Source organism: Streptomyces sp. NPDC056628, assembly GCF_042792555.1.
Taxonomy (GTDB): domain Bacteria; phylum Actinomycetota; class Actinomycetes; order Streptomycetales; family Streptomycetaceae; genus Streptomyces.
In genome coordinates this window covers 65,156-90,355 of sequence record NZ_JBHTWG010000002.1, presented here as the reverse complement: position 1 = coordinate 90,355, position 25,200 = coordinate 65,156, and the positions used below count along the sequence as shown (strand labels likewise).

At 75.0% G+C, this 25,200-nt stretch carries 21 protein-coding genes; 10 read left to right on the top strand and 11 right to left on the bottom strand.

Features of this window, described 5'->3' with window-relative positions:
* From ACFRAC_RS03755 to ACFRAC_RS03735, 5 genes are all read left to right on the top strand, one after another.
* Window positions 1-1,494: a PLP-dependent aminotransferase family protein gene (locus tag ACFRAC_RS03755; protein WP_382920150.1), complete on the top strand. Its 1,494-nt coding sequence runs from the start codon at window positions 1-3 to the stop codon at window positions 1,492-1,494.
* A gap of 222 nt (window positions 1,495-1,716) precedes the next feature.
* Window positions 1,717-3,288 (top strand): alkaline phosphatase D family protein, encoded by a 1,572-nt coding sequence (locus tag ACFRAC_RS03750; RefSeq protein ID WP_382920147.1) that lies wholly within the window; start codon window positions 1,717-1,719, stop codon window positions 3,286-3,288.
* A 142-nt stretch (window positions 3,289-3,430) separates the two neighbouring features.
* Window positions 3,431-4,840 carry an SWIM zinc finger family protein gene (locus ACFRAC_RS03745; protein WP_382920144.1) on the top strand — a complete coding sequence of 470 codons (1,410 nt, stop codon included), beginning with the start codon at window positions 3,431-3,433 and terminating at the stop codon, window positions 4,838-4,840.
* Entirely contained in the window at window positions 4,837-7,491 is a 2,655-nt protein-coding gene (locus ACFRAC_RS03740) for a DUF6493 family protein (protein WP_382920141.1), read from the top strand. Before ACFRAC_RS03745 ends, ACFRAC_RS03740 begins: the two co-directional genes overlap by 4 nt.
* A gap of 120 nt (window positions 7,492-7,611) precedes the next feature.
* On the top strand, window positions 7,612-9,072 hold the full coding sequence (locus ACFRAC_RS03735; RefSeq protein ID WP_382920139.1) for a GNAT family N-acetyltransferase: 1,461 nt from the start codon (window positions 7,612-7,614) through the stop codon (window positions 9,070-9,072).
* Window positions 9,073-9,145: 73 nt separating this feature from the next.
* Here the strand turns inward: ACFRAC_RS03735 and ACFRAC_RS03730 are convergent, their stop codons facing one another.
* Window positions 9,146-10,360 carry a trans-sulfuration enzyme family protein gene (locus tag ACFRAC_RS03730; RefSeq protein WP_382921118.1) on the bottom strand — a complete coding sequence of 405 codons (1,215 nt, stop codon included), beginning with the start codon at window positions 10,358-10,360 and terminating at the stop codon, window positions 9,146-9,148.
* Between the two features lie 94 nt (window positions 10,361-10,454).
* Here ACFRAC_RS03730 and ACFRAC_RS03725 point away from each other — a divergent pair, with 94 nt between their 5' ends.
* Both ACFRAC_RS03725 and ACFRAC_RS03720 read left to right on the top strand, forming a co-directional pair.
* Window positions 10,455-10,946: an Lrp/AsnC family transcriptional regulator gene (locus ACFRAC_RS03725; RefSeq protein ID WP_062668111.1), complete on the top strand. Its 492-nt coding sequence runs from the start codon at window positions 10,455-10,457 to the stop codon at window positions 10,944-10,946.
* 78 nt (window positions 10,947-11,024) lie between these two features.
* The gene (locus ACFRAC_RS03720; protein WP_382920135.1) at window positions 11,025-12,713 is read left to right on the top strand and encodes a DUF885 domain-containing protein; all 1,689 of its coding nucleotides are present in this window, start codon (window positions 11,025-11,027) and stop codon (window positions 12,711-12,713) included.
* Between the two features lie 9 nt (window positions 12,714-12,722).
* Here the strand turns inward: ACFRAC_RS03720 and ACFRAC_RS03715 are convergent, their stop codons facing one another.
* Genes ACFRAC_RS03715 through ACFRAC_RS03705 form a run of 3 tightly spaced genes read right to left on the bottom strand, consistent with a single transcriptional unit; the run spans window position 12,723 to window position 14,670 of the window.
* Window positions 12,723-13,562, bottom strand: coding sequence for an SDR family oxidoreductase (locus ACFRAC_RS03715; protein WP_382920133.1), 840 nt, complete (start codon window positions 13,560-13,562; stop codon window positions 12,723-12,725).
* A gap of 41 nt (window positions 13,563-13,603) precedes the next feature.
* Entirely contained in the window at window positions 13,604-14,134 is a 531-nt protein-coding gene (locus ACFRAC_RS03710) for an immunity 21 family protein (protein ID WP_382920131.1), read from the bottom strand.
* 56 nt (window positions 14,135-14,190) lie between these two features.
* The gene (locus ACFRAC_RS03705; RefSeq protein WP_382920129.1) at window positions 14,191-14,670 is read right to left on the bottom strand and encodes a rhodanese-like domain-containing protein; all 480 of its coding nucleotides are present in this window, start codon (window positions 14,668-14,670) and stop codon (window positions 14,191-14,193) included.
* A gap of 133 nt (window positions 14,671-14,803) precedes the next feature.
* Between ACFRAC_RS03705 and ACFRAC_RS03700 the strand changes: the two genes are divergently transcribed.
* Window positions 14,804-15,250, top strand: a complete 447-nt coding sequence (locus ACFRAC_RS03700; protein WP_382920126.1) for an Lrp/AsnC family transcriptional regulator — start codon at window positions 14,804-14,806, stop codon at window positions 15,248-15,250.
* On the opposite strand, the gene ACFRAC_RS03695 is transcribed toward ACFRAC_RS03700, so the two are convergent.
* From ACFRAC_RS03695 to ACFRAC_RS03670, 6 genes are all read right to left on the bottom strand, one after another.
* Window positions 15,244-18,264, bottom strand: coding sequence for an AAA family ATPase (locus tag ACFRAC_RS03695; protein WP_382920123.1), 3,021 nt, complete (start codon window positions 18,262-18,264; stop codon window positions 15,244-15,246). The two genes, ACFRAC_RS03700 and ACFRAC_RS03695, sit on opposite strands and share 7 nt — an antisense overlap.
* A complete protein-coding gene (locus ACFRAC_RS03690) occupies window positions 18,261-19,424 on the bottom strand; it encodes an exonuclease SbcCD subunit D (RefSeq protein WP_382920120.1) in 1,164 nt (387 codons plus the stop codon). Before ACFRAC_RS03690 ends, ACFRAC_RS03695 begins: the two co-directional genes overlap by 4 nt.
* Window positions 19,425-19,556: 132 nt before the next feature.
* Window positions 19,557-20,720 carry an aromatic acid exporter family protein gene (locus tag ACFRAC_RS03685; protein WP_382920117.1) on the bottom strand — a complete coding sequence of 388 codons (1,164 nt, stop codon included), beginning with the start codon at window positions 20,718-20,720 and terminating at the stop codon, window positions 19,557-19,559.
* A 96-nt stretch (window positions 20,721-20,816) separates the two neighbouring features.
* The gene (locus ACFRAC_RS03680) at window positions 20,817-21,443 is read right to left on the bottom strand and encodes a YigZ family protein (RefSeq protein WP_382920114.1); all 627 of its coding nucleotides are present in this window, start codon (window positions 21,441-21,443) and stop codon (window positions 20,817-20,819) included.
* Window positions 21,444-21,509: 66 nt separating this feature from the next.
* Window positions 21,510-22,070: a SixA phosphatase family protein gene (locus ACFRAC_RS03675; protein WP_382920111.1), complete on the bottom strand. Its 561-nt coding sequence runs from the start codon at window positions 22,068-22,070 to the stop codon at window positions 21,510-21,512.
* On the bottom strand, window positions 22,067-22,786 hold the full coding sequence (locus tag ACFRAC_RS03670; RefSeq protein WP_382921115.1) for a hypothetical protein: 720 nt from the start codon (window positions 22,784-22,786) through the stop codon (window positions 22,067-22,069). Before ACFRAC_RS03670 ends, ACFRAC_RS03675 begins: the two co-directional genes overlap by 4 nt.
* A gap of 317 nt (window positions 22,787-23,103) precedes the next feature.
* Between ACFRAC_RS03670 and ACFRAC_RS03665 the strand changes: the two genes are divergently transcribed.
* Both ACFRAC_RS03665 and ACFRAC_RS03660 read left to right on the top strand, forming a co-directional pair.
* The gene (locus ACFRAC_RS03665; protein WP_382920108.1) at window positions 23,104-23,511 is read left to right on the top strand and encodes a CoA-binding protein; all 408 of its coding nucleotides are present in this window, start codon (window positions 23,104-23,106) and stop codon (window positions 23,509-23,511) included.
* Window positions 23,512-23,562: 51 nt separating this feature from the next.
* Window positions 23,563-24,786: a 4-hydroxybenzoate 3-monooxygenase gene (locus ACFRAC_RS03660; RefSeq protein ID WP_382920105.1), complete on the top strand. Its 1,224-nt coding sequence runs from the start codon at window positions 23,563-23,565 to the stop codon at window positions 24,784-24,786.
* A gap of 16 nt (window positions 24,787-24,802) precedes the next feature.
* On the opposite strand, the gene ACFRAC_RS03655 is transcribed toward ACFRAC_RS03660, so the two are convergent.
* Window positions 24,803-25,162 carry an ArsR/SmtB family transcription factor gene (locus tag ACFRAC_RS03655; RefSeq protein ID WP_382920102.1) on the bottom strand — a complete coding sequence of 120 codons (360 nt, stop codon included), beginning with the start codon at window positions 25,160-25,162 and terminating at the stop codon, window positions 24,803-24,805.
* Window positions 25,163-25,200 lie beyond the last annotated feature (38 nt).

Sequence of the window (25,200 nt, the reverse complement as noted above, 5' to 3'; positions counted from 1 at the left end):
ATGACGTCATCGGAGACCAATTCCGCGCGGGGCACTGCGCGGGACGCCGGGTCGCCCGCCGCCGACGGCTCGCGGCGGGCGGCGCCCTCGGCCGCCTGGGAGGTCCTGCTGCCCGCGGTCGCGGCACCCGCACGCGCGCGGGGACGGTCACTGCGGGAGGCGCTGCGCGAGGCGGTGCGGTCGGGACGGCTGGCTCCGGACACGCGGCTGCCGTCGAGCCGGGACCTCGCCGCCGACCTCGGGGTGTCGCGCGGGCTGGTCACCGAGGCGTACGAGCAACTGACGGCCGAGGGGTATCTGCGCAGCGGCCGGGGCGCCGGAACCTGGGTCGGGGGTGCCGCCCGGGCCGCCCCGCCCCGCGCGCGGGACCGCGCGCCCCGCCCCGCCGGGGACCGGGCCGGCTTCGTGCCCGGGACGCCGGACGTGTCGCTGTTCCCACGGGCCGCCTGGGCGGCGGCACAGCGCGCCGTCCTGACCGAACTCCCCCACGAGGACCTCGGCTACCCGGACCCGCGCGGGCTGCCCCGGCTGCGCACCGCGCTGGCCGCGCTCCTGGCGCGCCGTCGGGGCGTGGTCGCCGACCCCGAGCGGATCGTGGTGCTGTCCGGGGTGTCGCAGGCGATGGCGGTGCTCGGTTTCGTGCTGCGGGCGCGCGGCATCCACGAGGTCGGTGTCGAGGACCCCGGGAGCCCGCAGCACGCCGCCCTGTACGCCGCCGCCGGGGTGCGGGCGGTGCCGCTGCCCCTGGACGGCGAGGGCCCGGCGCTGGGCCCGCTGCGGGAGTCGGGGGTGCGGTGCGTCGTCACGACACCCGCCCACCAGTTCCCGACCGGCATCGCCTGTTCGGCCCGGCGCCGTGCCGAACTGCTCGACTGGGCGCGGTCGGTGGACGGCTTCGTGCTCGAGGACGACTACGACGGCGACTTCCGCTACGACCGGGCGCCCGTGGGAGCGCTCCAGGGACTCGATCCGGAACGCGTCGCCTACGCCGGGTCGGTCAGCAAATCCCTGGCGCCCGGGCTGCGGCTGGGCTGGCTCCTCGTGCCGGAGGCCCTGGCCGAGGAGGTCGTCGAGCGCAAGCGGACCATGGACCTCGGTCATCCCACGCTCGACCAGGCGGTGTTCGCCCGGTTCGTGGAGCGCGGCGACTACGACCGGCAGCTGCGCCGCTGCCAGCGGGCGTACCGGCAGCGCCGCGACACGCTCGTCGCGGCGCTCGACGAGCACTTCCCCGGCGCACACGTCACCGGCATCGCCGCGGGGCTGCACGTCATCGCCGCACTGCCCGCGCGGTACGGCCCCGAAGAGCGGTTCCTCGCGCGCGTGGCGGCGGCCGGGGTGGCCGTACACCCGCTGACGCACTACACGCGCGCGCGTGCCGGGGGCGGCGAGGAGGAGGCGGGGGTGCGCCTCGTGCTGGGGTACGCGCACCTGTCGCCCACGCGGATACGGGCGGGGGTGCGGCTGGTGGCCCAGGCGGTCGCGCTGCGCTGAGACGGCGGCGCGGCCCGGCGGACGGCTGAGGGCGTGCGTCTCCGGCGCGTCCATGCGGCGTTCGCCGTGCGGCCGGAATCTTGCGTCCCCCGGCCGTCCGGGTGAACGCCCGGTTCCCTCCCGGCCGGGACCGGTTGTTCACTTGTGGTTTCCGCCGGCGCCCAGGCGCACCAGTAGTGGTGGCTCTGCACACCGGCCGGATCACGCCCCTGGAGGCTTGCCATGTCCCTTCCGCTCCCGGACCGCCGCGGTGTTCTGCGCGGCTCGCTGGCCGCGTCGGCGGCCCTCACCCTGCCCACGGCACTCGGCTCCGCACCGGCCTTCGCCCGGTCCGGGCGGCCGAGAGCGGGCTGGGGCGTGCAGACGGGCGACGTGACGACGGACTCGGGTCTGGTGTGGGTGCGTTCGGACCGCCCGGCCCGGATGATGGTCGAGACGTCCGCGACCGAGTCGTTCCGCAGGACGCGCCGCTGGCACGGCCCGCTGCTGGGCGCCGGCACCGACTTCACGGGCACGACACGGCTGCACGGCCTGCCCTCCGGGGAGCAGATCCACTACCGGGTGCTGCTCGCCGACCCCGACGACCTGCGCCGCACGGGCGAACCGGTCGGCGGCACGTTCCGTACGGCCTCCGCACGGCGCCGGGACGGGGTGCGCTTCCTGTGGTCGGGCGACCTGGCCGGACAGGGCTGGGGCATCAACCCGGACTTCGGCGGCTACCGCGTCTATGACGCGATGGCGCGGCTCGACCCGGACTTCTTCCTGTGCAGCGGCGACAACATCTACGCCGACGGCCCGATCCCGTCGTCCGTCACGCTGCCCGACGGCCGTGTCTGGCGGAACGTCACCACCGAGGAGAAGTCCAAGGTGGCGGAGACGCTGACCGAGTTCCGCGGCAACTTCCGCTACAACCTGCTCGACGCGAACCTCCGGCGCTTCAACGCCCAGGTGCCCTCGGTCGTCCAGTGGGACGACCACGAGGTGCTGAACAACTGGTACCCCGGTGAGATCCTCACCGACGCCCGCTACACCGAGAGGAACGTCGACGTCCTGGCCGCCCGAGCCCGGCGGGCCTTCTCGGAGTACTTCCCCATGGCGACACCGCGTCGCCCGGCGGGCCGCGTCCACCGGGTGATCAACCACGGCCCGCTGCTCGACGTGTTCGTGCTCGACATGCGCAGCTACCGCAACGCCAACTCCCCCGGCGACCAGCCCACCGACCCCCAGGGCATCCTCGGCGCCGAGCAACTGGCATGGCTCGAGCGGGAGCTGTTCCGCTCCCGGGCGGTGTGGAAGGTGATCGCCTCGGACATGCCCCTGGGCCTCGTGGTGCCGGACACCGGGGACGGCAGGCCGGACATCGAGGCCGTCGCGCAGGGCGATCCGGGGGCTCCGCTCGGGCGGGAACTGCAGATCGCCGAACTGCTGCGGTTCATCAAGCACCGCCGCATCACGGGCACGGTGTGGCTGACCGCCGACGTGCACCACACCTCGGCGCAGCACTACCAGCCGTCGCGGGCCGCCTTCAGCGACTTCGAGCCGTTCTGGGAGTTCGTCTCCGGTCCGCTCAACGCGGGTGCGTTCCCGGCGAACGCCCTCGACGGCACCTTCGGCCCGGAGCGGGTCTTCGTGAAGGCACCGGCGGTGTCCAACGTCGGGCCGGCCGGCGGCTACCAGTTCTTCGGAGAGGTCGACATCGACGGCGGCAGCGGCGAGTTGACCGTGCGCCTGCGCGAGTCGGACGGCACCGTGCTGTTCACCAAGGTCCTGCAGCCGGGCCGCGTCGGTCAGTGACTCCCCTACCCTGGAAGGCGTGCCGCGCACCGGCGTCATCCCCCGGTGCGCGGCACGGCCGCCGGACGCGGCGACACCGCTGAGCCGGCGGCGTCTTCGCAGGCCGGGGCGATTGTCAGTGGCCGCCCCTACGGTCTTTTCCATGACGCGATCTCTCCAGGCCGTGGCCTATCGCCGACCCTCCGCGCTGCGGTCCGCGGCGGACGGACAGCACTTGGGACTCGAGACGTCCCGGGGCGCGACGCCCTCCGGCGTCGAGGACCACCCGCGGTTCTTCACGGGCTTCCTGACGTCCCCCCACGTGGCGTCGGCCGGGCTGCTCGCGGTGGCCGACGTGGCGGCCACCCGGTACTACCAGCGGCAGTCGGCCGCCTCCCTGGACCCGGTGGTGACGGGCAACGGGGACCGGCTGCGCTTCGAGTCCTTCTCCGGCTGCTGCGGGGTGTACGCGCGCCTGGACGTGCTGGAGCCGGGCCTCGACGGCGGCGAGGTGGGGCACGGCACCACCAACGTCGACGTCAACAACCCGCTGCGGGAGGCGCTGTCGCGGATCGGCGCGGACGATCCGCTCCATCTGCGGGTGGGGCCGGAGGAGCTGGCGGTGACCACCGTCGACGGCCCGGTCGTGGAGAAGAAGGTGCCCCTGCCGGACCGGTGGCTGCGCGGCTTCGCGGAGGCCCAGGTCATGGCGGCCGGCTTCGATCTGCGGGCGGAGCTGCCGGCGGCCGAGGCGGTACGGTTCCTGCGCTCGCTCCCACGCGGCGGTGCGCGCGGCGCGTCGGGCGGGGCGCGCTGGGTCGTGCCCGCCGGGAGGAGCCTGCGGCCGACCACCCGTGCGGTGCCGGGGGCGGTGTGCCTGCCCGGCCCCGAGCGGCTGGTCGCGCTCCAGCGGGTGCTGCGGCACGCCACCGCGCTGCGGGTGTACGGCCCCGCGCTCACCGGCGGGTCGTCCGGCACGGCGAGCGCGTGGGAGGCGGTGCTTCCCGGGATGCGGCTGACCCTGACCGTGTCGCCGGACGCCGCGCGCGGCTTCTCCGGGGAGGGCGGCGTCCTCGACGCGCTCGCCACCGACGAGGCCGCCGTGGACGCGGAACTGGTCGCGGTGCTCCTGGCGTGGGAGCCCCGGATCGACGTCGCCGACCTGGCGGCCGCCTCGGGGCTCACGGCCGAGCGGGTGCGGGCGGCCCTGGTCCGTCTCGGCACCTCCGGCCGGGTCGGCTACGACACGGCGGAAGCGGCGTACTTCCATCGGGAGCTGCCGTACGACGCCGGGCGGGCGGAGCGTCACAACCCGAGGTTGCGGGCGGCGCGGGCCCTGGTGGCGGCCGGGGCGGTCGCGCTCCGGGGCGGCGTCGGCACGGTGACGGCCGAGGACGGGCATGTGCACCGGGTGCGCGACGAGTCCGGGGTGCTCAGCTGCAGCTGTCTGTGGTGGGCCAAGTACCGGGGTGGGCGCGGTCCTTGCAAGCACGCGCTGGCGGTCCGGATGGTGCGGCGAGGCGTCTTCGCCGAGGAGCGCGACATGGCGAAGGCCGACGGGGGTGCGCGATGAGTTCGCTGGTCGAAGCGGTACGGGCGGGGCGTTCGGCGGACGTGGTGGGCCTCCTCGACGGGATGACGGACGCCGAACGGCGAGCCGCGTTCCCCGAGTTGCGGGCGCTGCGCAAGGAGCTGCGGGCCGATCCGTGGACCGCGCAGGCGCGCCGGGTCTACCCGGCGCTCCACGCGGCGGGTACGGTGTGCCAGACCGGGGCGGCCGGGGTGGCCGCCTGGATCGCCGCGTCCGACATGCGCTGGTGGTCCGCCTCCCCCGGGGTTCTCATCGACCTGCTGGGCGACCGGTCACCGGCCTGGCTCGCCGATGTGGCGCACCGCCTGGCGGCCCGGCCGGTCACCTCCCGGGTGCCGTACGAGCTGATGGCGGGTCTGGTCCGGCTGGCCGGGTGCCCCGCGCCGACGACCGAGGCGTATGTGCACGGCTGGGCGGATCACATCGGTCATCTCTGGCAGCGCGGGGACACGGTCCTGGACCGGCTGCGCAAGGACCCGCACCTGACGGCGCTGGTGACCGCGCTGTTCGAGACCGCCGACATCGGGGGCCGGCTCTCCTGGTCGGCGGACGGCGGGGAGAACAGCTGGAGCGGGGCGCTCGCCCGGCTCACCGCCGAGGGGGCCCTGGACCGCAGAGCGACGGTCGACGCCTGTGTCGCCCGGTTGCTGCGGGGCGGGCCGGCCTCCGATCACCGGGTGTTCCTGCGCATGCTGCAGGCGTTCGCGCTGACGCGTGACGAGGAGCGGGAGCGCGTCGCCGACTGGCTGGCCCTGGCGTCCGACGGGCCGTCCATGGTGGCCGCGCACGCGCAGTCGGTGCTGGCGTCGCTGGCCCTGGACGGCGAGCTGCCCGCACGCCGGCTGGCCGAGATGTCGGGTGCCGTGCTGTTCCGTACCGAGAAGAAGCTGGTCCGCGCGCAGTTGATCCTGCTCGGCAAGGTACTGGCCCGGGACACGTCGACGGCCGACGCGCTGCTGCCCAGCGTCGCCCAGGCGTTCGGGCACGAGGACTCGGAGGTGCAGGAGAGGGCGCTGAAGCTCATCGAGCGGCACCGGCGGGCGATCGGCGCGGGCCCGGCCCGCGACGAACTGCGGTCGGCGGCGGAGCAGTTGATCCCGGCGCTGCGCAAGCGGGCCGCGGACGCCCTCGGGGTCGCCCTCGACGCGCCGGCGGCGCCCGCCTACGAGGAGGTGTTGCCGCCCGCGCCGCGGCCGGTGCGGCTGACTCCCGCGCCCGCGACCGCGACGGAACTCGCCGAGGAGGTGGGGGCGCTCCTGGCGGCCGGCGGCGACGTGGCGGCCTTCGAGCGGACCGTCGACGGGCTGGTGCGCGAGACACACCGGGACCGGGAGGGGCTGCTGGAGGCGCTGGCACCCGTGCTGGCCCAGCGCTGGTGGTACGAGCGGGGTTCGGTGCGCCATCGGGTGGAGGCTTCCTTCACCGGCCCCCACGGGCTGGTCGGGCCGTGGCACACGCTGGAACTGCTCCTGGCCACGCTGGCCGGCGCGGTCCCCACCGCCGCCCTCCGCAACGCCCTCGTCCGCGGGACCGTGAGTGCCCAGTGCGGCCACGCCCCGCTCGCCCGGGCTTTCGAGGCCCGGGCCTGGGAGCTGGCCTTCCGGATCCGTACCGAGCCCCTGCCGTTCCTGCTGTCGACGCCGACCTGGAGCACGGGACTGCTGGAGCCGGAGGACCTGGTGACGCGTCTCGAGGAGTACGGGCGCCTCGGGGCGCGGGTGTCCGGGGCGGACTTCGCGCAGGCGCTGCTCCGGGTCCGGCGCGGCGACCCGGCGCGGGCCGGCGCCGCGGCGGAGCGGGCGGCGGCGCTGGGTACGGCGGAGGGGACGCGGCTGGCCGAGTGGCTGGCCTCGGCACCGTCCACGGCGGTCTTCACACGCCGGACGTGGGAGGACCGTGTCCTCGTGGAGGCGGACGAGATACCCGAGTTCCTGCACGGCCTCCCGGACGGATTCCGCGCCCTGGGCCTGCCGGTGAGCGGCGATCCGGCACGCTGGTCCTGCTACCACTGGCACGACGGCATGCGCCCGCACTGGCTCGCGGTGCTCCCCGAGGCGCGGGAACTGGTGGCGGTCCGGATGCTGCGCGACATCTCGTTCACCGCGATCCACGACAGCCGGGGGGAGGCGGCGATCCTGCCGCTGCTCGCCGAGTCGGACGGGGAGGCCGGTGAGGCGGTGCGCCTGGCCGTGGCGCACGGGCTCGGTGCGCGGCATCCGGAGGACCGCCTCGCGTCGGTCGACGCCCTGCTGGTGCTGGCGTCGCGCGGGCAGCTGGACGCGGCCGGACTGGGCGCGGATCTGGGCGATCTGGCCCGGCGCGGGGCCGTGAAGCCGTCACGGCTCGTCGACTCGATGCGCACGGCGATGTCCACGGGCGCGTACGGCACCGTCTGGGAGACGCCGCGGCACACCCTGCCGGTGCTGCTGGCGGACGTGGCGACCGGCGCGGCGACGGTTCCGGCACGGGGGCTCGCGGATCTGCTGGCCGTCGCCGCGGAGTGCGCCGAGCGAACCGGGGCACGCGGGGAGGTGCCTCATCTGGCCCGCACCGCCGACCGCCCAGGGTCGTCCCGCCTGGTCGGGCAGGCCCGGAGGCTGTGTGCCGCGCTGACGACGGAGCCGGCCGCCTGAACTCCCGCCGCACAGCGGGAAATTGACGACACAATAGTAGAAGTTGGGACAAAGCAGGTCTTTACCGCTCGGTCACAAAACGTTCGTGATCACGCAACACCGTTCCTTCACAGTGGTTGCATGAGCCGAGACATTTGTGATGTGACGCGAGCGAAGAACGGCCGCCCGGTCCACGCGGGGCGACGCGACGCCGTACGCCTCGCCGCCCTGCTGACGACGGCGGCCGTGACCGGCGTCATGACCCATCTACTCGAACGAGGATCCGACACCTCGTCCCTCCCCCTCGCCGCGGCGCTGTCGGCCGTGGCGGCGACGCTGCTGGTGGCGACGGGTGTCCGCGCACGCTGGACACGCCGCCACGGTCACGCACCGCCTTCGAGCGATACCGGTGCCCGGCCGCGCTCACCCGAGCGCGCCGGGCAGTCCGAGCCGGACACGGACCCGGCCGGGTCCGCCACGCCGCGGCGCGCGCAGAGCGTCCTGTGGCGGATGCGGACCACGGTGAAGGACGAGCCGGGCTCCCTGGCCGCGCTGTGCACGGCACTCGCGCGGCTCGGCGTGGACATCCTCAGCCTCCAGACGCATCCGCTCGCCCAGGGCACGGTGGACGAGTTCCTGCTGAGGGCGCCGGGCGACGTGGACGGGGACGGTCTGGTCGACGCGGTCGCGACGGCCGGCGGCACCCGGACCTGGATCGAGCGGGCCGACACCCACGACCTGGTGGACGCGCCGACGCGCGTCCTGGGCCTCGCGACCCGGACCGCGCTGGACGCGGCGGAACTTCCGCTGGCACTGCGGCAGTTGCTGGGGCGGTGCACCATCCGCCAGCTGCCCGGCGCGCCCGCCGCAGGAGGCCGGGGGCCGTCGCCGGTCCCGGTGGAGGGCGTGCTGGAGGAGACCGTGATGCGGCTGCGGGCCCCGGAGGGCGGGGTGATCACGGTGGAGCGTCCGTATCTGCCGTTCACACCGACCGAGTTCGCGCGGGCGCGGGCGCTGGTGGAGCTGGACGCCCGGCTCGGTCCGCGCGTCCCGGCCAGCCACGACGTCCTGACGCTCCCCGAGGGCAACGCGATCACCGTGCGCCGGGCCGACACCGGCGACCAGCAGGCCGCCAAGGAGATGCACGAGCGGTGCTCGGCACGGACGCTCTCGATGCGCTACCACGGGCCGGTCAAGGACGCGGACCGCTATCTGAACCACCTGCTGAGCCCCCGCTACGGCCGTACCCTCGCCGTGCAGACGGCCTCCGGCCGCGTCGTCGGTCTCGGCCACCTGCTCTGGGACGGCGACGAGACGGAGGTCGCGCTGCTCGTCGAGGACTCCTGGCAGCGGCGCGGGATCGGCGGTGAGCTGCTGGCCCGGCTGGTGGCGATGGCCGTCGAGGCGGGCTGCGAGAGCGTCTACGCCGTGACCCAGGCGTCCAACACCGGCATGGTCGCGGCGATGCGCTCCCTGGGCCTCCCCCTCGACTACCAGGTCGAGGAGGGCACCCTGGTGATCACCGCCCGGCTGGACGCCTCGCGGCCGGCCGCCCCGCACCTCACGGGCCCCGGCGACCTGGGCGACACGTCGGCGCCGTGACGCGCCGGTGAGTGAACCGGCACGGGCCCCGCTCTCCCCCGTCAGGTCGACGAGAGCGGGGCCCGTGCCGGGGTCAGTGGGCGCCGGCCGGGGCCGGCCTGCCGGCGGACCCGCCGTCCGCGGAGGCGAGGGCACCGGCCGCCGGCGCGCCCAGCGCCTGGTCGAGGTCGGCCCACAGGTCGTCGACGTCCTCCAGGCCCACGGACATCCTCAGCAGCCGGTCGCTCACACCGGCGCCCCGGCGGTCGTCCGCGTCGACGATGCGGTGGCTGATGGACGCCGGGTGCTGGATGAGGGTGTCCACGCTCCCGAGGCTCACGGCGGGAGTGATCAGGCGGACGCCGGCGATGACCTCGTGCGGGTCGCCCTTCACCTCGAAGGCGACCATGGCGCCGCCGATGCGCGGATAGTGGACCTGGGCGACACGCGGGTCGGCGGAGAGCCGGCGGGCCAGTTCGGCGGCGTTCTCGGACGCGGCGCGGACCCGCACCGGGAGGGTGGCGAGGCCGCGCAGCAGCAGGTAGCCGGCCAGCGGGTGCAGGACGCCGCCGGTGGCGAAGCGCACCTGCCGCAGCCGCCCGGCGAACTCCTCGTCGCAGGCCACCACCCCCGCCATCACGTCACCATGCCCGCCGAGGTACTTGGTGGCGCTGTGCAGCACCAGCCGCGCGCCGTGCTCGGCGGGACGCTGCAGGACGGGCGTGGCGAAGGTGCTGTCGGCGAGCAGCGGCACCGAGCCGCAGGCGTGGGCGACGGCCCGCAGATCGACCTCGGCGAGCGTCGGGTTGGCCGGGGACTCCACCATCACCAGACCGGTGTCCGGGCGCAGCGCGTCCGCGATGCCCGCGGGGTCGGTCCAGGTCACCTCCGAGCCGAGCAGCCCTGCGGTCAGCAGGTGGTCGCTGCAGCCGTACAGCGGGCGTACGGCGACGACGTGGCGCAGCCCCAGGGAGGCCCGGACGAGGAGCACCGCGCTCAGGGCGGCCATGCCGCTGGCGAAGGCGACCGCCGCGTCGGTCCCCTCCAGCCGGGCGAGGGCGGTCTCGAAGCGGGCGACGGTCGGGTTGCCGAGGCGGCCGTACACGGGCGGCCCGTCCGGCTCGGCGCCGGTGGCTGCGAAGGCGTCGATGCGGGCGGCCTCCGCGCGGCTGTCGTAGGAGGGGTAGGTGGTGGACAGGTCGATCGGCGGGGCGTGCAGGCCCTGCCGGGCGAGGTCGTCGCGGCCGGCGTGCACGGCCTCGGTGGCGAGTGCTCTTGCTGCGGTGCGTGCGTCGTCGTACCCGGACATCCGCTCGTACGCCTCCCTGTTCGAAGGGTCCATTGCACGGAAGGGTGAACAGTGACCGGATCCATGCGGCCGGATCCCGTGTTACGTTCGGCCGATGGCGGAATCTGTCGTACTCGATCCGGTCGATCTGCATCTGCTGCGGCTCCTGCAGAACGACGCCCGGGCCACCTACCGGGACCTCGCCGCGCAGGTCGGGGTGGCGCCGTCGACGTGCCTGGACCGGGTGACGCGGTTGCGCCGCTCGGGTGTGATCCTCGGCCACCAGCTCCGCCTGGACCCCGCCAAGCTGGGCCGCGGCCTGGAGGCCCTGCTGTCCGTACAGGTCCGGCCGCACCGCCGGGAGCTGGTCGGACCGTTCGTGGAGCGGATCCGGGCGCTGCCGGAGTCCCGGAGCGTCTTCCACCTGACGGGACCGGACGACTACCTCGTCCATGTCGCGGTCGCGGACATGACGGATCTGCAACGCCTGGTCCTCGACGAGTTCACCGCGCACCGCGAGGTGGCGCGGGTGGAGACACGGCTGATCTTCCAGCAGTGGGACTGCGGGCCCCTGTTGCCACCCGGCGCGCCGAGGGGCACGCCCTGAGCGAAATCGGGTCGGCGGCGGCCGCCGCCGACGCGATCCGGGCTGACGCGGGGGCGGCCGCCGTACGAGGATGGCGGCATGTCCGACACCAACACTCCACTGCCCCGTGAGGTCGCCGACGCCTACGTCGACGACCTCATCGCCCTCGACCCGCTCACCGGTACCTACCTGGGCGTGAAGGAGAGCAGCAGCAGGCTGCCCGATCTGTCCCCGGCCGGCCAGGACGCGCTCGCCGGGCTCCAGCGCGCCACGCTGGCCCGGCTCGACGAGGCCGAGCGCGGGCCCGGCGCGGACAGCGACATCGAGCGCCGGTGCGCGCGTCTGCTGCGCGAGCGGCTCACCGCGGAACTCGCCGTGCACGACGCCGACGAGGGTCTGCGCGCGGTCGGCAACATGGCCACGCCCGCCCACTCGGTGCGCGAGATCTTCACGGTGACGCCCAGCGAGACCGACGAGGACTGGGCGGCGATCGCCGAGCGGCTGCGCGCCGTGCCGGCGGCCTACGCGGGCTACCGGGAGTCCCTGGCGCTGGGCCTGGAGCGGAAGCTGTACGCGGCTCCGCGGCCGACCGCCACGTTCGTCGAGCAGCTCACCGAGTGGGCCGGTCCGGAGGGCGGGCGCGGCTGGTTCGAGGACTTCGCCGCCGCCGGACCCGAGACGCTGCGTGCGGAGCTGGACGAGGCGGCCCGGGCGGCGACGGCGTCCGTGGCCGAGCTGCGGGACTGGATGCGGGACGTGTACACGCCCGCGATCGAGGGCGCGCCGAACACGGTGGGCCGTGAGCGCTACACCCGCTGGGCGCGCTACTTCAACGGCATCGACCTGGACCTGGACGAGGCGTACGCCTACGGGTGGTCCGAGTACCACCGGCTGCTCGGCGAGATGAAGAAGGAGGCCGAGCGCATCCTGCCGGGAGCGGCGACCCCGTGGGTGGCGCTGGCGCACCTCGACGAGCACGGCCGGCACATCGAGGGCGTCGACGAGGTCCGCGACTGGCTGCAGGGCCTGATGGACGAGGCCATCGAGAAGCTGGACGGCACCCACTTCGAACTCGCCGAGCCGGTGCGGAAGGTGGAGTCGTGCATCGCGCCGCCCGGCGGTGCGGCGGCCCCGTACTACACCGCTCCGTCGGAGGACTTCTCCCGGCCGGGCCGCACCTGGCTGCCGACGATGGGCCAGACCCGTTTCCCGGTCTACGACCTGGTCTCGACCTGGTACCACGAGGGGGTGCCGGGCCATCACCTCCAGCTCGCGCAGTGGGTGTACGTCGCCGGGAACCTCTCCCGCTACCAGGCCACCATCGGCCTGGTCAGCGCGAACGCCGAGGGCTGGGCGCTGTACGCGGAACGGCTGATGGACGAGCTGGGTTTCCTCACGGACCCGGAGCACCGGCTCGGTTACCTGGACGCGCAGATGATGCGGGCCGCGCGGGTCATCGTCGACATCGGCATGCACCTGGAGCTGGAGATCCCGGCGGACTCGCCGTTCCACCCGGGTGAGCGCTGGACGCCCGACCTGGCGCAGGAGTTCTTCGGCGCGCACAGCAGCCGTCCGGCGGACTTCGTGGAGAGCGAGCTGACCCGGTACCTGACCATCCCGGGCCAGGCCATCGGCTACAAGCTGGGTGAGCGGGCGTGGCTGCAGGGCCGGGAGAAGGCGCGGCAGCGGCACGGCGACGCCTTCGACCTCAAGGCGTGGCACATGGCGGCCCTGTCCCAGGGTTCGCTGGGCCTGGACGACCTGGTGGAGGAGCTGGCCGCACTGTAGAGCCGGGGGTCAACGGCGGAACCCTCCCTCGGAGTTGATGACCTCGCCGGTGACCCAGCCCGCCTCGTCCGTGGTGAGCCACGCGATGAGGCGGGCCGGGTCGTCGGGCATCCCCCATCGACCGGCGGGGAAGCGGGCGGCGACGGCGTCGTACGCGTCACCGGTGAGGTAATCGGTGTCGACGGGCCCGGGGTTGACGGTGTTCACGGTGATCCCGCGCTCGGCGAGCGGGCCGGCCAGGGAGCGGGTGATGGAGGCGAGGGCGCCCTTCTGCAGGGCGTAGGCGATCTCGCCGGGCATGCCACCCGCGATGTCCTGCCCGGAGGTCATCATGACGACGCGCCCGCCGGGACCGGCCGGCCGGAGCCGGGCGTGGGCCTGGACGAGGAGCAGCACCGAGCGGGTGTCGACCGCCCAGTGCGCGTCGAGCATGGCGGAGTCGATCTCGTCGAGCGTGCCGTCGCTGCCGCTGCCGCTGAGGGCGTGGTTGGCGACGAGGATGTCGAGCCGTCCGCCGAGCGCCGAGGCGGCCGTGGCCACCAGTGCGGCGGGCGCGGCAGGGTCGGAGAGGTCGCCGGGACCGGCGGCGACCCGCGCGCCGGGGTCGCCGAGCGCCTCGCGCACGGACGCCACGACGTCCTCGGGGCGGTCGGCGCCCCAGGGCATCGCGGCGTCGTGCGCGACGTGGTGGTGCAGGTAGACGCTCGCGCCGTGGGCGGCGAGCCGGCGGGCGACGGCGTGCCCGATGCCACCGCGCCGGCTGGCGCCGGTCACCAGGGCGGTGCGACCGCGCAACGGCAGCGGGTCACGGCGCAGTTCCTCGGGGCTGGGGTGCGGAAATCGCGGCATGACAGATCATCATGCGTGCCGGTTCCGGGCCGCGCACCTGCTTATCGAAGGGAGTCCCCGTGCGGCAGCCGCCGCAGCTGGACCAGGATCATCCAGGTCTCGGGGCCCGGCCGGGCGTGCGCGGCGCGGACCGCGTACGTGCCCGGGGCGAGACCGACCCGCAGATGCTCGGTCCGTTCCGTCTCCCGCCCCGGCCAGGCCGAGTCGAACAGCACCACCGGGCCGGGCACCTTCCAGTGGACCTCATGCCCCCAGTCCGCCGTGGCCAGGGCGGACGGGACCCCGGCGAGCAGGTCCGCCTCGGAGTCGGCCGCGCACCACCGGACGAAGACGCCGTGGTCCGGGAGGTAGGCGGTGGACGCGGGTTCGTCGCCGAGGACCAGGGCCGCACCGTCCCCGACCGGGAGCAGGCCGACGGCGGCGTCGACCTCACAGGCCCGGTCGTAGTCCGAGGCGGTCTCGTCGCCGTCGGCGCCGGCCCAGAACGGAAGCACCGTCTCCGGCACGGCTATCAGCGGGCCTCCGCCCGACTCGATCCACTCCAGCGTTCCCGCTTCCGCGAATGTCACCATGCCAGCAGAACCTACACGCCGGGCCTCCGCTCGACGCACGGTGCCCAACTGGCGTCTCAGCAACCGCAGTTCTCGTCCGTCAGGGGTGCGGTGAGCGGGTCGGCGGGCCGGCGTCCCCGACCCTCCCACGTCTCGAACTCGAAGCCTTCACGCACCCAGTACTCGAATCCGCCGAGCATCTCCTTGACCTGGTAACCGAGTTCGGCGAGGGCGAGCGCGGCGCGGGTCGCGCCGTTGCAGCCGGGTCCCCAGCAGTACGTCACCACGGGCACGGACGGGTCGAGGAGGTCCCCGGCCTGTTCCGGGATGAGCGCGGTGGGCAGGTGCACGGCGCCCGGGACGTGCCCCTGGTCCCAGGACGCGGTGGACCGGGAGTCGAGGACCACGAAGCCGGGGTCGGTGCCGGCCGCGAGCGCGGCGGCGACGTCGGACACGTCCGCGTGGAAGGCGAGGCTCGCCCGGAAGTGGGCGGCGGCTTCGGCGGGCGCGGCGGGGGCGACGCGCAGGACGGGGTTCACGGCGGGGGCGGCGGTCATGGTCGTGCCCTTCGGGTGGATCGGCGGCCTTGATCGGATGATCAGAAATCTACGGGCGCCGACTGCCTCCCTGAAGGTCGGTTCCCCGGTGCCTCGCTTGATCCGCCGACGAATCCCCTGCTATCCCTCGGCTATGACCGCGTATTCCCCGGACGCCACCGACTGGCGCATCCTCGACGTCCTCCAGCGGGACGGCCGCGCCAGCTACGCCGAGCTCGCCCGTGCCGTCTCCATGTCCGCGAGCGCCGTCACCGAGCGGGTGCGCCGCCTGGAGGAAGCGGGCGTCATCCAGGGCTACGCCGCCGTCGTCGACCCCGAACGGCTGGGGCTGCCGATCCTGGCCTTCGTCCGCCTGCGCTACCCGCACGGCAACTACAAGCCCTTCCACGACCTGGTCGCCTCGACACCGGAGGTGCTGGAGGCCCACCACGTCACGGGCGACGACTGCTTCGTCATCAAGGTCACGGCCCGCTCCATGCGGCACCTGGAGGAGGTCTCCGGCCGGATCGGTGCCCTGGGCTCGGTGACGACGAGCGTGGTGTACTCCTCGCCGCTGCCGCGGCGCCCGGTCGGTCAGTGACCGCGCTGCCGCAGCACCGACCCCGTCCTGTCCTTGATGACCTCGAGCTGGGCGTGGATACGCCGACGCAGATCGGCGACATGGCTGACGATGCCGACGCTGCGGTCCCGTTCGCGCAGTGAGTCGAGGACGTCCAGGACCTCGTCGAGGGTCTGGTCGTCGAGGCTGCCGAAGCCCTCGTCGATGAAGAGGGTGTCGAGGCGCACCCCGCCCGCCTCGTCGGTGACGACGTCGGCGAGGCCGAGGGCGAGCGCGAGGGAGGCGAAGAAGGTCTCGCCGCCCGACAGGGTCGCCGTGTCGCGTTCCCGGCCGGTCCAGGCGTCGACGACGTGCAGGCCGAGGCCGCTGCGGCCGCGGCCGGTGCGGTCGTCGGAGTGGACGAGGGTGTAGCGGCCGGACGACATCCGCTGGAGCCGTACGGTCGCGGCGGCGGCGACCTGCTCCAGTCGTGCCGCCAGCACGTACGACTCCAGCCGCATCCGGCGTTCGTTGTCCGCCGAGGTGCCGGCGGTGAGGGCGGCGAGCCGGGCCACCCGCTCGTACTCCGTGCGCAACGGGGCGAGCTGCCGTACCGCGCTCGCCGCGCGCGTGGAGAGGCGGTCGAGTTCGGTGCAGCGGCGGGCGGCCGCGTCCCGGGCCGAGGCCGCGTCGCGGGTCCGTCGGGCCGCGGCCTCGGCGGCGCGCTCCGCCGCCGCCAGGTCCGCGGCGGGGCGCCGGGCGGCGGCCACGGTGTCGGCCTCCGCGAGGACCGCGCGGACGGCGGACTCCTCGGACTGCCAGGCGTCCAGGCGTCGTTGCAGCTCGCGGTGGGTCGCGTCGTCGAGCAGGGCGGCGGCAGCGTCCTGCGGGGTGTCGAAGCCGGCCCGGAAGGCGGCGTCGGCCAGCCGGGCGTCGGCGTCCTTGAGGCGCCGGGCGGTGTCCTCGGCGGCGCGCGCGGTGTCGGCGGCGTCGGTGAGGAGGGCCACCTGCCGCTCCAGCTGGGTGGCGCGCGCGGCCACGCTGGTCGCGGTGCCGCGGGCCTGGGTCAGCTCCGCCTCCAGGCCGGACTGCTCGCGGTCCAGCCGCTCGCGGTGCCCGATGCGGGCCGCCGCCCGGACGGCCGCCTGCTGCTGGGCGGCGGTGCGCCGCTCGTGTTCCGCCTCGGCGCGGCGCAGTTCCTCGTGCGCGGCGTGCAGCGCCGAGGCGTCCCTGCGGGCCAGGGCGTACTGCCGTTCCACCTCGTCGGCGGCTTCGGCCAGGCGGTCGGTGGGCAGGTCGCCGGCCTCGGCGGTGGCGGCGGCCAGCGCCTCGCGTACGGTGCCGAGGCGCTGCTCGGCCTCGGTGAGCCGCTCCTCCGCGTCCCGGGTGGCGGCCAGCGCCCGTGCCTCGGCCTCGCGGTCGACGTGGCCGGCGTCCTTGCGGGCGGGCGCGGGGTGCTCGGTGGCGCCGCACACGGCGCAGGCCTCGCCGTCCCGCAGCTGGGCGGCCAGTTCGGCGGCGATGCCGCTGAGGCGGCGCTCCCTGACGTCCAGCCAATGCTCCTTGGCCGCCAGGGCCCGCTCCTGGGCCTGCGCGGCGTGGGCGGCGGCCGTCTCCGTGTCGTCGGCCAGCTGGTCGCGCAGGCGGGCGGCGGCGAGTCGCTGCCGGGCGGGCTCGCGCTGTGCGGCGAGCTGGTCGGCGCGGTGCGCGGCCTCCTGGGCGGACTCGATCGCCGACTGGAGGCGGGTCCGGGTCTCCTCCCAGCCGGTGAGCCAGCTCTCCGCCTCGGTCCGGACGTCGTCGTCGGCCCGCTCCTGGCGGTCCAGTTCGGCGCGTTCGGCGACGAGTTCCGTCAGGCGGCGCTCGCCGCGGCGCGCCGACTCGAGGCCGCCCAGCTCCTCGGCGGCCCGGCGCGCGGCGCCGGTGAAACCGGCCGCGCCGCCGTCGTCGAACGCGGTCCGCAGGCGGGTGTCGGCGCCGAGGGCGTCCCGCAGCAGCTCCCGTGCGCGTGCCCGCGCCGCGGCCGCCGTGCGGTGCTCGGTGTCGGCGGCGTCACGCAGCTGGAGCGCCGGTGCCACCGCCTCGGCCTTGCGGCCCCGCTCCATGCGGGCCTGCGCTTCGCGCTGCGCGTCCGCCCGTGACCGCAGTGCCCGGGCGCGCTCTTGCGCCTCGGCGAACCGCCGCTGCAGCCGCGCCACTTCGCGTATGCCGGCCAGCGCGCGGTCGGCGCCGGCCTGCGCGTCCTCGGCGGCCTTCAGGCGGCACCGGGCGACGGTGAGTTCCTCGCGGGCGGTGCTGCGGGCGACGGCGGCGGCACCGAGGACCGCCTCGGCGAGGCCCGGTTCACCGGGGGCGAGGGAGGGCAGCTCCATGGCGTCGCCGGCCGCCTGCTGCATGCGGTGGGCGTCGGCCAGCAGTGCGGCGTCGCCGTCCCGGACGTGGGCCTCGGTGGTGCGGCGCCGTTCGGCGAGGCGCTTCTCGACCTCGGCGAAGCGGTGGGTGTCGAAGAGGCGGCCCAGTAGTCTGCCGCGCGCCTCGGCGTCGGCGCGCAGGAAGCGGGCGAAGTCGCCCTGCGGCAGGAGCACGACCTGGCAGAACTGCTCGCGGCTCATGCCGAGCAGCTGGGTGATCTCCTCGCCGATCTCCTGGTGGGAGCGGCTGAGGTCCTTCCAGGTCCCGGCGCGGGGGTCGTGCTCGCGCAGCCAGGTCTGGGCCTTGTCGAGCGTGGTGCCCGAGCCGCGCTTCTTCGGGCGTTCCCAGGGCGGCTGGCGGGTGATCTCCAGGCGGCGTCCGGCGACGGTGAGTTCGAGGCGGACCTCGGTGCGGGTGCCGGCCGCCGCGTGGTCGCTGCGCAGGGTCAGGCCCTGGCCGCTCTGCCGGGCACCCGGCACGGAGCCGTAGAGCGCGTAGCAGACGGCGTCCAGGACGGAGGTCTTGCCGGCTCCGGTCGGTCCGTGCAGGAGGAACAGGCCGGCGTGGGAGAGCGTGTCGAAGTCGACGGTCTGGGTGCCGCCGAAGGGCCCGAAGGCCGTCAGATCCAGGCGGTGGAGCCTCACCGGGCCACCTCCCGCACGGCCTCGTCGGCGCGCACGGCGTCGAACGCGTCCCGCAGCACGGCCTGTTCCTGTGGGTCGGGCCCGGTGCCGCGCACATGGGTCACGAAGTCCTCCGCGATCTCCTGGTCGCCGCGTCCGGCCAGCCGCCGCGCGTAGGACACCGCGGGCTCGCCGGGTGTGCGCTCGGGGTCGAAGGCGAGGCTGAGGGTGTGGGGGAAGCGATCGCTGAGGCGGGCCATGGGGTCGGCGGGGCGCACCGCGTCGGTAAGGGTCGCCTCGACCCAGGACTCCTCGTGCCGGCGCAGGGCCGGGTCGGCGAGCAGGTCCTCGAGCGTCCCCCGGATCCGGGCCAGCGGGCGCGGCACCGGGCAGTCGACCCGCTCGGCCGTGACGGCGCCGCCGGCGTCCAGGTCGACGAGCCACATGCTCTTGCGGTGGCCGGCCTCGGAGAACGAGTAAGGCAGCGGGGAGCCCGAGTAGCGGACGCGCTCGGAGACGGTCTGGCAGCCGTGCAGATGCCCGAGGGCCACGTAGTCCACGCCGCCGAAGACACCGGCCGGCACCACGGCCACACCTCCGACGGTGATGTCCCGCTCGCTGTCGCTGGGCTCGCCGCCGGTGACGAAGGCGTGGGCGAGGACGACGGACCGGGTGCCGGGCGCGCGCGTGGCGAGGTCGGCGCGGACCTGCCGCATGGCGGCGGCGAGCACGGCCTCGTGGCCGGCCTTCTCGACGCCGAAACTGTCCCTGACGAGGGCGGGTTCCAGATAGGGCAGCCCGTAGAAGGCGACGTCCCCGAAGTCGTCCGCCAGCACGACGGGGGTGGCGCAGGTCGCCGGATCGGTGCGCAGGTGGATCCCGGCGCGGCCCATGAGTCCGGCGCCGACGCCCAGGCGGCGCGCGGAGTCGTGGTTGCCGGAGATCATCACGGTGGGCACGCCGAGGTCGGCGAGCCGGTGCAGGGCGTCGTCGAACAGCTCGACGGCGGCGAGCGGCGGCACCGCCCGGTCGTACACGTCCCCCGACACGACCACCGCGTCCACCTCGCGCTCGCGCGCGGTCGTGACGAGGTGCCCGATGAACTCGGCCTGCGCGCCGAGCATGTTGACCCGGTGGAACGCGCGGCCGAGGTGCCAGTCGGAGGTGTGCAGCAGTCTCATGATCCCCCGAGCCTACCGGCCGGGTCCGACAACGCAGGCGGTTACTCCCGTATCGCCCGGTCTCGCACGTTCCCGCATCCCCACCCGCGCCGTCCGGTCACGCTCCATACTCGGTACGGCATTTCAGACATGTCAGGACACGCGTTCCTGGGTGACCAGTTGGTCCGCGAGGCGGCGGGCCTGGGTGAGCAGGGTGCCGTAGGTGGCCAGGGCGTCGAGGTCCTCCAGCGCGCCGTCGGGCAGCCTGCGGTGCAGGGCGTCCAGGGTGCGGCGCATGTCGTCGACGACCTCGCGCAGTTCCCCGTCCGCCTCCGCGTCGTAGCCGCCCGGAGCGAACCGGCTGCGGGGGTAGAGGCGGATCGCGCGGGCGCTGCCGCGCAGGAAGTCGGCGTACGCCTCACTGACCGCCGGGCCCGGCCGTGAGTGCGCCCGTCCGCCGTCGCTGGACTCCAGCACCGCGCGGGTGACGCCGGAGGTGTGGACGGCGACGTAGTCGAGGACGGTCACCGCGTCGTCGTACTCCTGGCCGGGCGTCCCCTCCGCCAGTTTGCGGCGGAGGGGGTTGATCCGCAGGCTCTCGCGGCTCCAGCCGACGGCCGAGCGGGCCTGGTCCACGAGCCGGAACAGGCGCAGCGCCCGCTCGTGCAGTTCCTGGGCCGGCTCGCTGTCCCACTCGCCGGCGGCCAGCCGGTCCGCCACCGCCTCCAGGATCCGCCGGGCCTCCCCGGCCGCTTCCTCCAGGGCCACGCGCGTGCCGCGCAGGTACACGGGGGGACGGATGAGCGCGTTCACGGCGATGCCGACCACCGCGCCGAAACCGGCCTCGGCGATCCGGGTGGTCGACGCCATGAGGGTCACCGGGCCGCTCGTCAGCACGAACAGCGCGCCCGTGGCGGCGTAGACGCCCTGGCTGCCGAGCGGTCCCCAGTTGCCGAGCAGCACCACGACCGGGAGCACCAGGGCCATGGCCAGCGTCGGGGAGTCCAGCAGCAGGGCGACACCGGTGGCGACGGCCGTCCCCATGGCGATGGCCGCGAGCTGCTGCAGCCCGTGCGCGATCGACCGGAACACCGTCGACTCCACGAGCACGATCGCCACCCAGGCCGCGACGAACGCGTTCGGCGCCCTCAGCCACCATCCGGCCACCGCCCACGCCACGCAGGCCGCCAGGGCCGCCTTGCCGGCCTGGATCGCCACGTCCCGCTCAGGTCCCGGCCCGGTCCACGCCCGCCGGGCCGACTCTCCCACGCTGCGGGCGCCGCGGCGGGCGCGCACGGCCGTCTCACTCATCCCCATGCCCAGCAGGTGCCACATATGCCGGAATGAATGCGGGCCATGGCCCGGTCGGCAGGCCCTGTGGCCGTCGTCACGCGCGCGGAGGGGTGCGCCGGGTCAGGCGTCCCCGTAGGCCTCGCCACCGAGCTCGAGGACGGCCGTGCCCGCGGTCGCGTCGGCGAGCCAGGACCGGAACGCCTCCACGTCGGCGTCGGGGAGCCCGATCTCGAGGGTGACGGCCTCCGCGTACCGCACGTCGCGCACCTCGCGGCCGGTGGACCTCAGGTCGTTCTGCACCTTGCCCGCGCGCTGGTGGTCGACGGTGACGGTGGCGAGCCGGAAGCGGCGCCGGGTGAGCGTGCCCACGGCGTCCAGCGCCTCGCCGACCACTCCGCCGTAGGCCCGGATCAGGCCGCCCGCCCCGAGCTTCACGCCGCCGTAGTAGCGGGTGACGACGGCGACGACGTACCGCATGTCGCGGCGCAGCAGCATCTGGAGCATGGGGACCCCGGCCGTGCCGCCGGGCTCGCCGTCGTCGCTCGCCTTCTGGACGGAGGCGTCGGCGCCGATGACGTAGGCCCAGCAGTTGTGGGTGGCGTCCGCGTGCTCCTTGCGGATCCGTGCGACGAAGTCCTGGGCCTCCCGCTCGGTGGCGGCCGGCGCGAGCGCGCAGATGAAGCGCGAGCGGTTGATCTCGGTCTCGTGCGCACCGGCGCGGGCGACGGTGCGGTACTCGTCCTGCATCCGACCAGCCTAAGCCGCCCCTCGCGCCGCCCGGCCCGGCCCGGCACGCGCGTGCGTGCCCGCCCGTCAGTCTTTCCTGCCCCGCGCCACCATGACGTCCGTCAGCCGTGCCGTGCCCGGCGTCAGGTCGCGCCAGCCGGGTCCGTGCCAGGCCAGGACGGCCGCCGCGGCGGTCGGGAACTTCGCGCCGACCTCCTCCAGCAGGTCGCCGAGGCCGTCCCCGGCGAGCGCGAGGACGAGTTCCTCCAGACCGGGGTTGTGCCCGACCAGGAGCAGCGTCGCGACCTCCGGGGACACCTCCTGCACGACGGCCAGCAGATCGGCGACGCCCGCCGCGTACAGGCGCCGGTCGTGCCGCACCGGCGGGGGCGTCCCCCACTGGGCGCACGCCAGGTCCCAGGTCTGCCGGGCGCGCACGGCGGTGGAGCACAGGGCGAGGTCCGGCAGGCAGTCGGCCTCGGCGAGCAGCCGCCCGGCGACCGGGGCGTCGCGGCGGCCGCGCGCGGCGAGCGGCCGTTCGTGGTCGGGGAGGTCGTCCGGGTAGGCGGACTTCGCGTGCCGCAGGACGACGAGCCGGCGCAGCGGGCTCGACCCGGTGTGCGGGGGCACCGCGATGTGCGGGGTCACCGCGGGCTTCCCAGGTCCCGCGCGAGGTCGAGACCGAGAAGGCGGTCGGCGTGGGCGAACGTCTCGAAGCGGGCGCCGTCCGGCAGGTCCGGCGCGCTCTCCACGCGGCGCAGGACGCCGAGCACCCCGGGCACGTCCAGGTCGTCCTCCCAGGCGGTGCGCAGTTGCGTCCGCACCTCCTCGGGCACGGGCCGCGACGGCCGCCGGGCCCAGTCGGCGACGGCGCCCCGCCAGCGCGCCAGGGTGGCGTGGGCCTCGTCGAGCGTGCCCGTGTCGAGCGTCATCGGGACGCCTCGGCGCCCGCCGAGCAGCGCGAGGCGCAGGACGGCGGGGTCGGCGTCCTCGGGCGGTGCGGACGCCTGCACGGCGGCGACGGCCACCCGCACGCCGTCGGGTTGCGCGCCGCCCTCGCGCACGACGTGCAGGACCTGTGTCTCGCCCAGCCCCGACGCGGCGTCCCGGCCGTCCTCGAAGGGCCGGATGCCGAGCGCCGCGGCTCCGGCCCTGAGCTCGGCCTGCTGCCGTTCCTCGTCGAGGAGCGCCCAGACGGGCGTGCCGCCGAGTTCCAGGGCGCGCACGAGGAGGTCCGCGACGAGCAGGACGCGCAGGGCGGTGACGTCGAAGCCCTCGGTATGTGCCTCGACGCGGGTCAGGCCCCGCCGGGCGGGCGCGGCGTCGACAGGCTGGCCGGTTCGGGCGTCGATGATGCGCAGCACGGAGCGAGCGTAGGCGCCCGAGCGGCCGTCCGCAGCAGTCCGACGCGCTTCCCCCTCGGCGCGCCGCGCGCCGGGGTCCTCGGCGCCGGGCCGGTCAGCCATGGGGCCACGGCCCGCCCACGCGCGCGTGGGACCTGTGGAACCCGGGCATCGCCACCCCCTGCCGTGCGGACTGCCCGCACGGTACTGCGCACCGGCCTGCCCGGACAGGCGTTCGGGCCGGCTTCCGGTGCCCGCCCCAGGCGGGAATCGTCACGGCCCGTCGTCCGTTGTCGCTGGGGAAGGCAGTGGGACGACGACACAGAAGGAGGCCGGCGGTGTACGGAGACGACGCGACGGTCCGCAGGATCCTCGGCGAACTCGGCGACACCTGGGCCGTCGTGGGTCTGTCGTCCAACCGGCGGCGGGCGGCGTACGGCGTGGCCGACGTGCTGCGGCGCCACGGCAAGCGCGTCGTGCCGGTCCACCCGAAGGCCGAGACGGTCCACGGGGAGCAGGGCTACGCGTCGCTGGCGGACATCCCCTTCGCCGTGGACGTGGTCGACGTCTTCGTGAACAGCGACCTCGCCGGCGCGGTCGCCGACGACGCGGTCGCCAAGGGCGCCAAGGCGGTCTGGTTCCAGCTCGGCGTCATCGACGAGGAGGCGTACGACCGCACGCGCGCGGCGGGCCTGGACATGGTCATGGACCGGTGCCCGGCGATCGAGATACCCCGCCTCGGCTGACCCGGCCGGCCGCCCCTCCCCCCGCCTGGCGGCCCCCTCCATAATGCTCGGGTGACTTCGACCTCCCCCCACACCAACCCCCGTGCCCCGCACCGGTTTCCGGTCGTCATAGTGGGCGCCGGCCCGGCCGGCCTGACCGTCGGCAACATCCTGCGGGCCGCCTCCGTGGACTGCCTGGTCCTGGAGACCGAGACCCGTGCTTCCCTCGAACAGCGGCCTCGCGCCGGGGTCCTGGAGGAGTGGGCCGTACGCGGGCTGGAGCGGCGCGGGCTCGCGGACACGCTGCTGGAGCGGGCCCAGCGGCACACGGAGTGCGAGTTCCGCTTCGACGGGCGGCGCCACCGGTTCGCGTACACCGAGCTGACGGGCGCTCACCACTGGGTGTATCCGCAGCAGTCCCTGGTGACGGACCTGGTCCGGGAGTACGCGGACGTACGCGGCGGCGAGATCCGCTTCGGCGTGCGGGACGTCCAGGTGCACGACGTGGACGGCGACCAGCCCTCGGTGTCGTACGTCTGCCCGCTGACCGGGCGGCGCGAGGTGGTGCGGTGCGACTTCGTCGCCGGCTGCGACGGGGCGCGCGGGGTGACACGGGCCGCGCTGCCCGCGGGCCGCACCCGGACGTCCCGCGGCGACTACGGCATCGGATGGCTGGCCCTGCTCGCCGAGGCACCGCCGTCGGCCGACTGCGTCGTGTTCGGCATGCATCCGCGCGGGTTCGCCGGCCATATGCCCCGCAGTGCCGATGTGACCCGCTACTACCTCCAGTGCCCGCCGGGCGACGACCCGGAGAACTGGCCGGCGGACCGGGTGTGGGCGGAGCTCCAAGAGCGCCTCGGGGCGGACGGCGCTCCGCCGCTGGCCGAGGGGCGGCTGCTGGAGAAGCGCGTCCTGGAGATGCACAACTACGTGGTCGAGCCGATGGTGTCCGGGCGGCTCCTGCTGGCGGGCGACGCGGCCCATCTGACCGCGCCCATAGCCGCCAAGGGCATGAACCTCGCGCTGCACGACGCCTTCCTGCTCGGCGACGGGCTCGTCGCCCACCTCACGAAGGGCGACTCCGCCGGTCTGGACTCCTACTCCGCCACCTGCCTCGAACGGGTGTGGGACTACCAGGAGTTCTCGCACTGGCTGTCCGAGGTGTACCACGGCGTCTCCTCGGGCGACCCGTACCGCGCGGGCACCACCCTGGCCCGGCTGCGCCGTGTCTTCGACTCCCCGGTGGCGGCGCGGGCGTTCGCCCAGCAGTACCTCGGACAGCCCGTCACCTCCTGACGCGCGCCGTTACGTCTCAGTCGTGCGGCGGCCGGTCGCTGAGCCGGTGGTCCGCCACGTTCAGGGCCTCGTCGACGAGGCGGCGCAGATGGCCGTCGCGCAGGGAGTAGATCACCCGCCGCCCCTCCTTGCGGGTGTCCACCAGGCCGGCGAGCCGCAGCCGGGCCAGGTGCTGGCTGACGGCGGGCCGGGCCGCCCCGCACGCCTCGGTGAGCGTCGTGACGTCCGCCTCCCCGGCCGTGAGGGCGTGCAGCAGGGTCAGCCGGGTGCGGTCCCCGAGCAGGGCCAGGATCTCGGCGGCCAGGGCGAACTGCTCCTCGCCCGGGCTGCGCGGATGCGCACCGTGCGCAGATGACAGGTGCATGCGTGCGCTCATACGCACATAATGGCCCCGTGGGCGGCCGGCCGTCCACC

Bases quoted from the DNA above. Each gene is read 5' to 3' on its own strand.
- ACFRAC_RS03755 (WP_382920150.1), top strand. From the start codon at position 1: ATGACGTCATCGGAGACCAATTCCGCGCGGGGCACTGCGCGGGACGCC.
- ACFRAC_RS03750 (WP_382920147.1), top strand. From the start codon at position 1,717: ATGTCCCTTCCGCTCCCGGACCGCCGCGGTGTTCTGCGCGGCTCGCTG.
- ACFRAC_RS03745 (WP_382920144.1), top strand. From the start codon at position 3,431: ATGACGCGATCTCTCCAGGCCGTGGCCTATCGCCGACCCTCCGCGCTG.
- ACFRAC_RS03740 (WP_382920141.1), top strand. From the start codon at position 4,837: ATGAGTTCGCTGGTCGAAGCGGTACGGGCGGGGCGTTCGGCGGACGTG.
- ACFRAC_RS03735 (WP_382920139.1), top strand. From the start codon at position 7,612: ATGAGCCGAGACATTTGTGATGTGACGCGAGCGAAGAACGGCCGCCCG.
- ACFRAC_RS03730 (WP_382921118.1), bottom strand. From the start codon at position 10,360: ATGTCCGGGTACGACGACGCACGCACCGCAGCAAGAGCACTCGCCACC.
- ACFRAC_RS03725 (WP_062668111.1), top strand. From the start codon at position 10,455: ATGGCGGAATCTGTCGTACTCGATCCGGTCGATCTGCATCTGCTGCGG.
- ACFRAC_RS03720 (WP_382920135.1), top strand. From the start codon at position 11,025: ATGTCCGACACCAACACTCCACTGCCCCGTGAGGTCGCCGACGCCTAC.
- ACFRAC_RS03715 (WP_382920133.1), bottom strand. From the start codon at position 13,562: ATGCCGCGATTTCCGCACCCCAGCCCCGAGGAACTGCGCCGTGACCCG.
- ACFRAC_RS03710 (WP_382920131.1), bottom strand. From the start codon at position 14,134: ATGGTGACATTCGCGGAAGCGGGAACGCTGGAGTGGATCGAGTCGGGC.
- ACFRAC_RS03705 (WP_382920129.1), bottom strand. From the start codon at position 14,670: ATGACCGCCGCCCCCGCCGTGAACCCCGTCCTGCGCGTCGCCCCCGCC.
- ACFRAC_RS03700 (WP_382920126.1), top strand. From the start codon at position 14,804: ATGACCGCGTATTCCCCGGACGCCACCGACTGGCGCATCCTCGACGTC.
- ACFRAC_RS03690 (WP_382920120.1), bottom strand. From the start codon at position 19,424: ATGAGACTGCTGCACACCTCCGACTGGCACCTCGGCCGCGCGTTCCAC.
- ACFRAC_RS03685 (WP_382920117.1), bottom strand. From the start codon at position 20,720: ATGGGGATGAGTGAGACGGCCGTGCGCGCCCGCCGCGGCGCCCGCAGC.
- ACFRAC_RS03680 (WP_382920114.1), bottom strand. From the start codon at position 21,443: ATGCAGGACGAGTACCGCACCGTCGCCCGCGCCGGTGCGCACGAGACC.
- ACFRAC_RS03655 (WP_382920102.1), bottom strand. From the start codon at position 25,162: ATGAGCGCACGCATGCACCTGTCATCTGCGCACGGTGCGCATCCGCGC.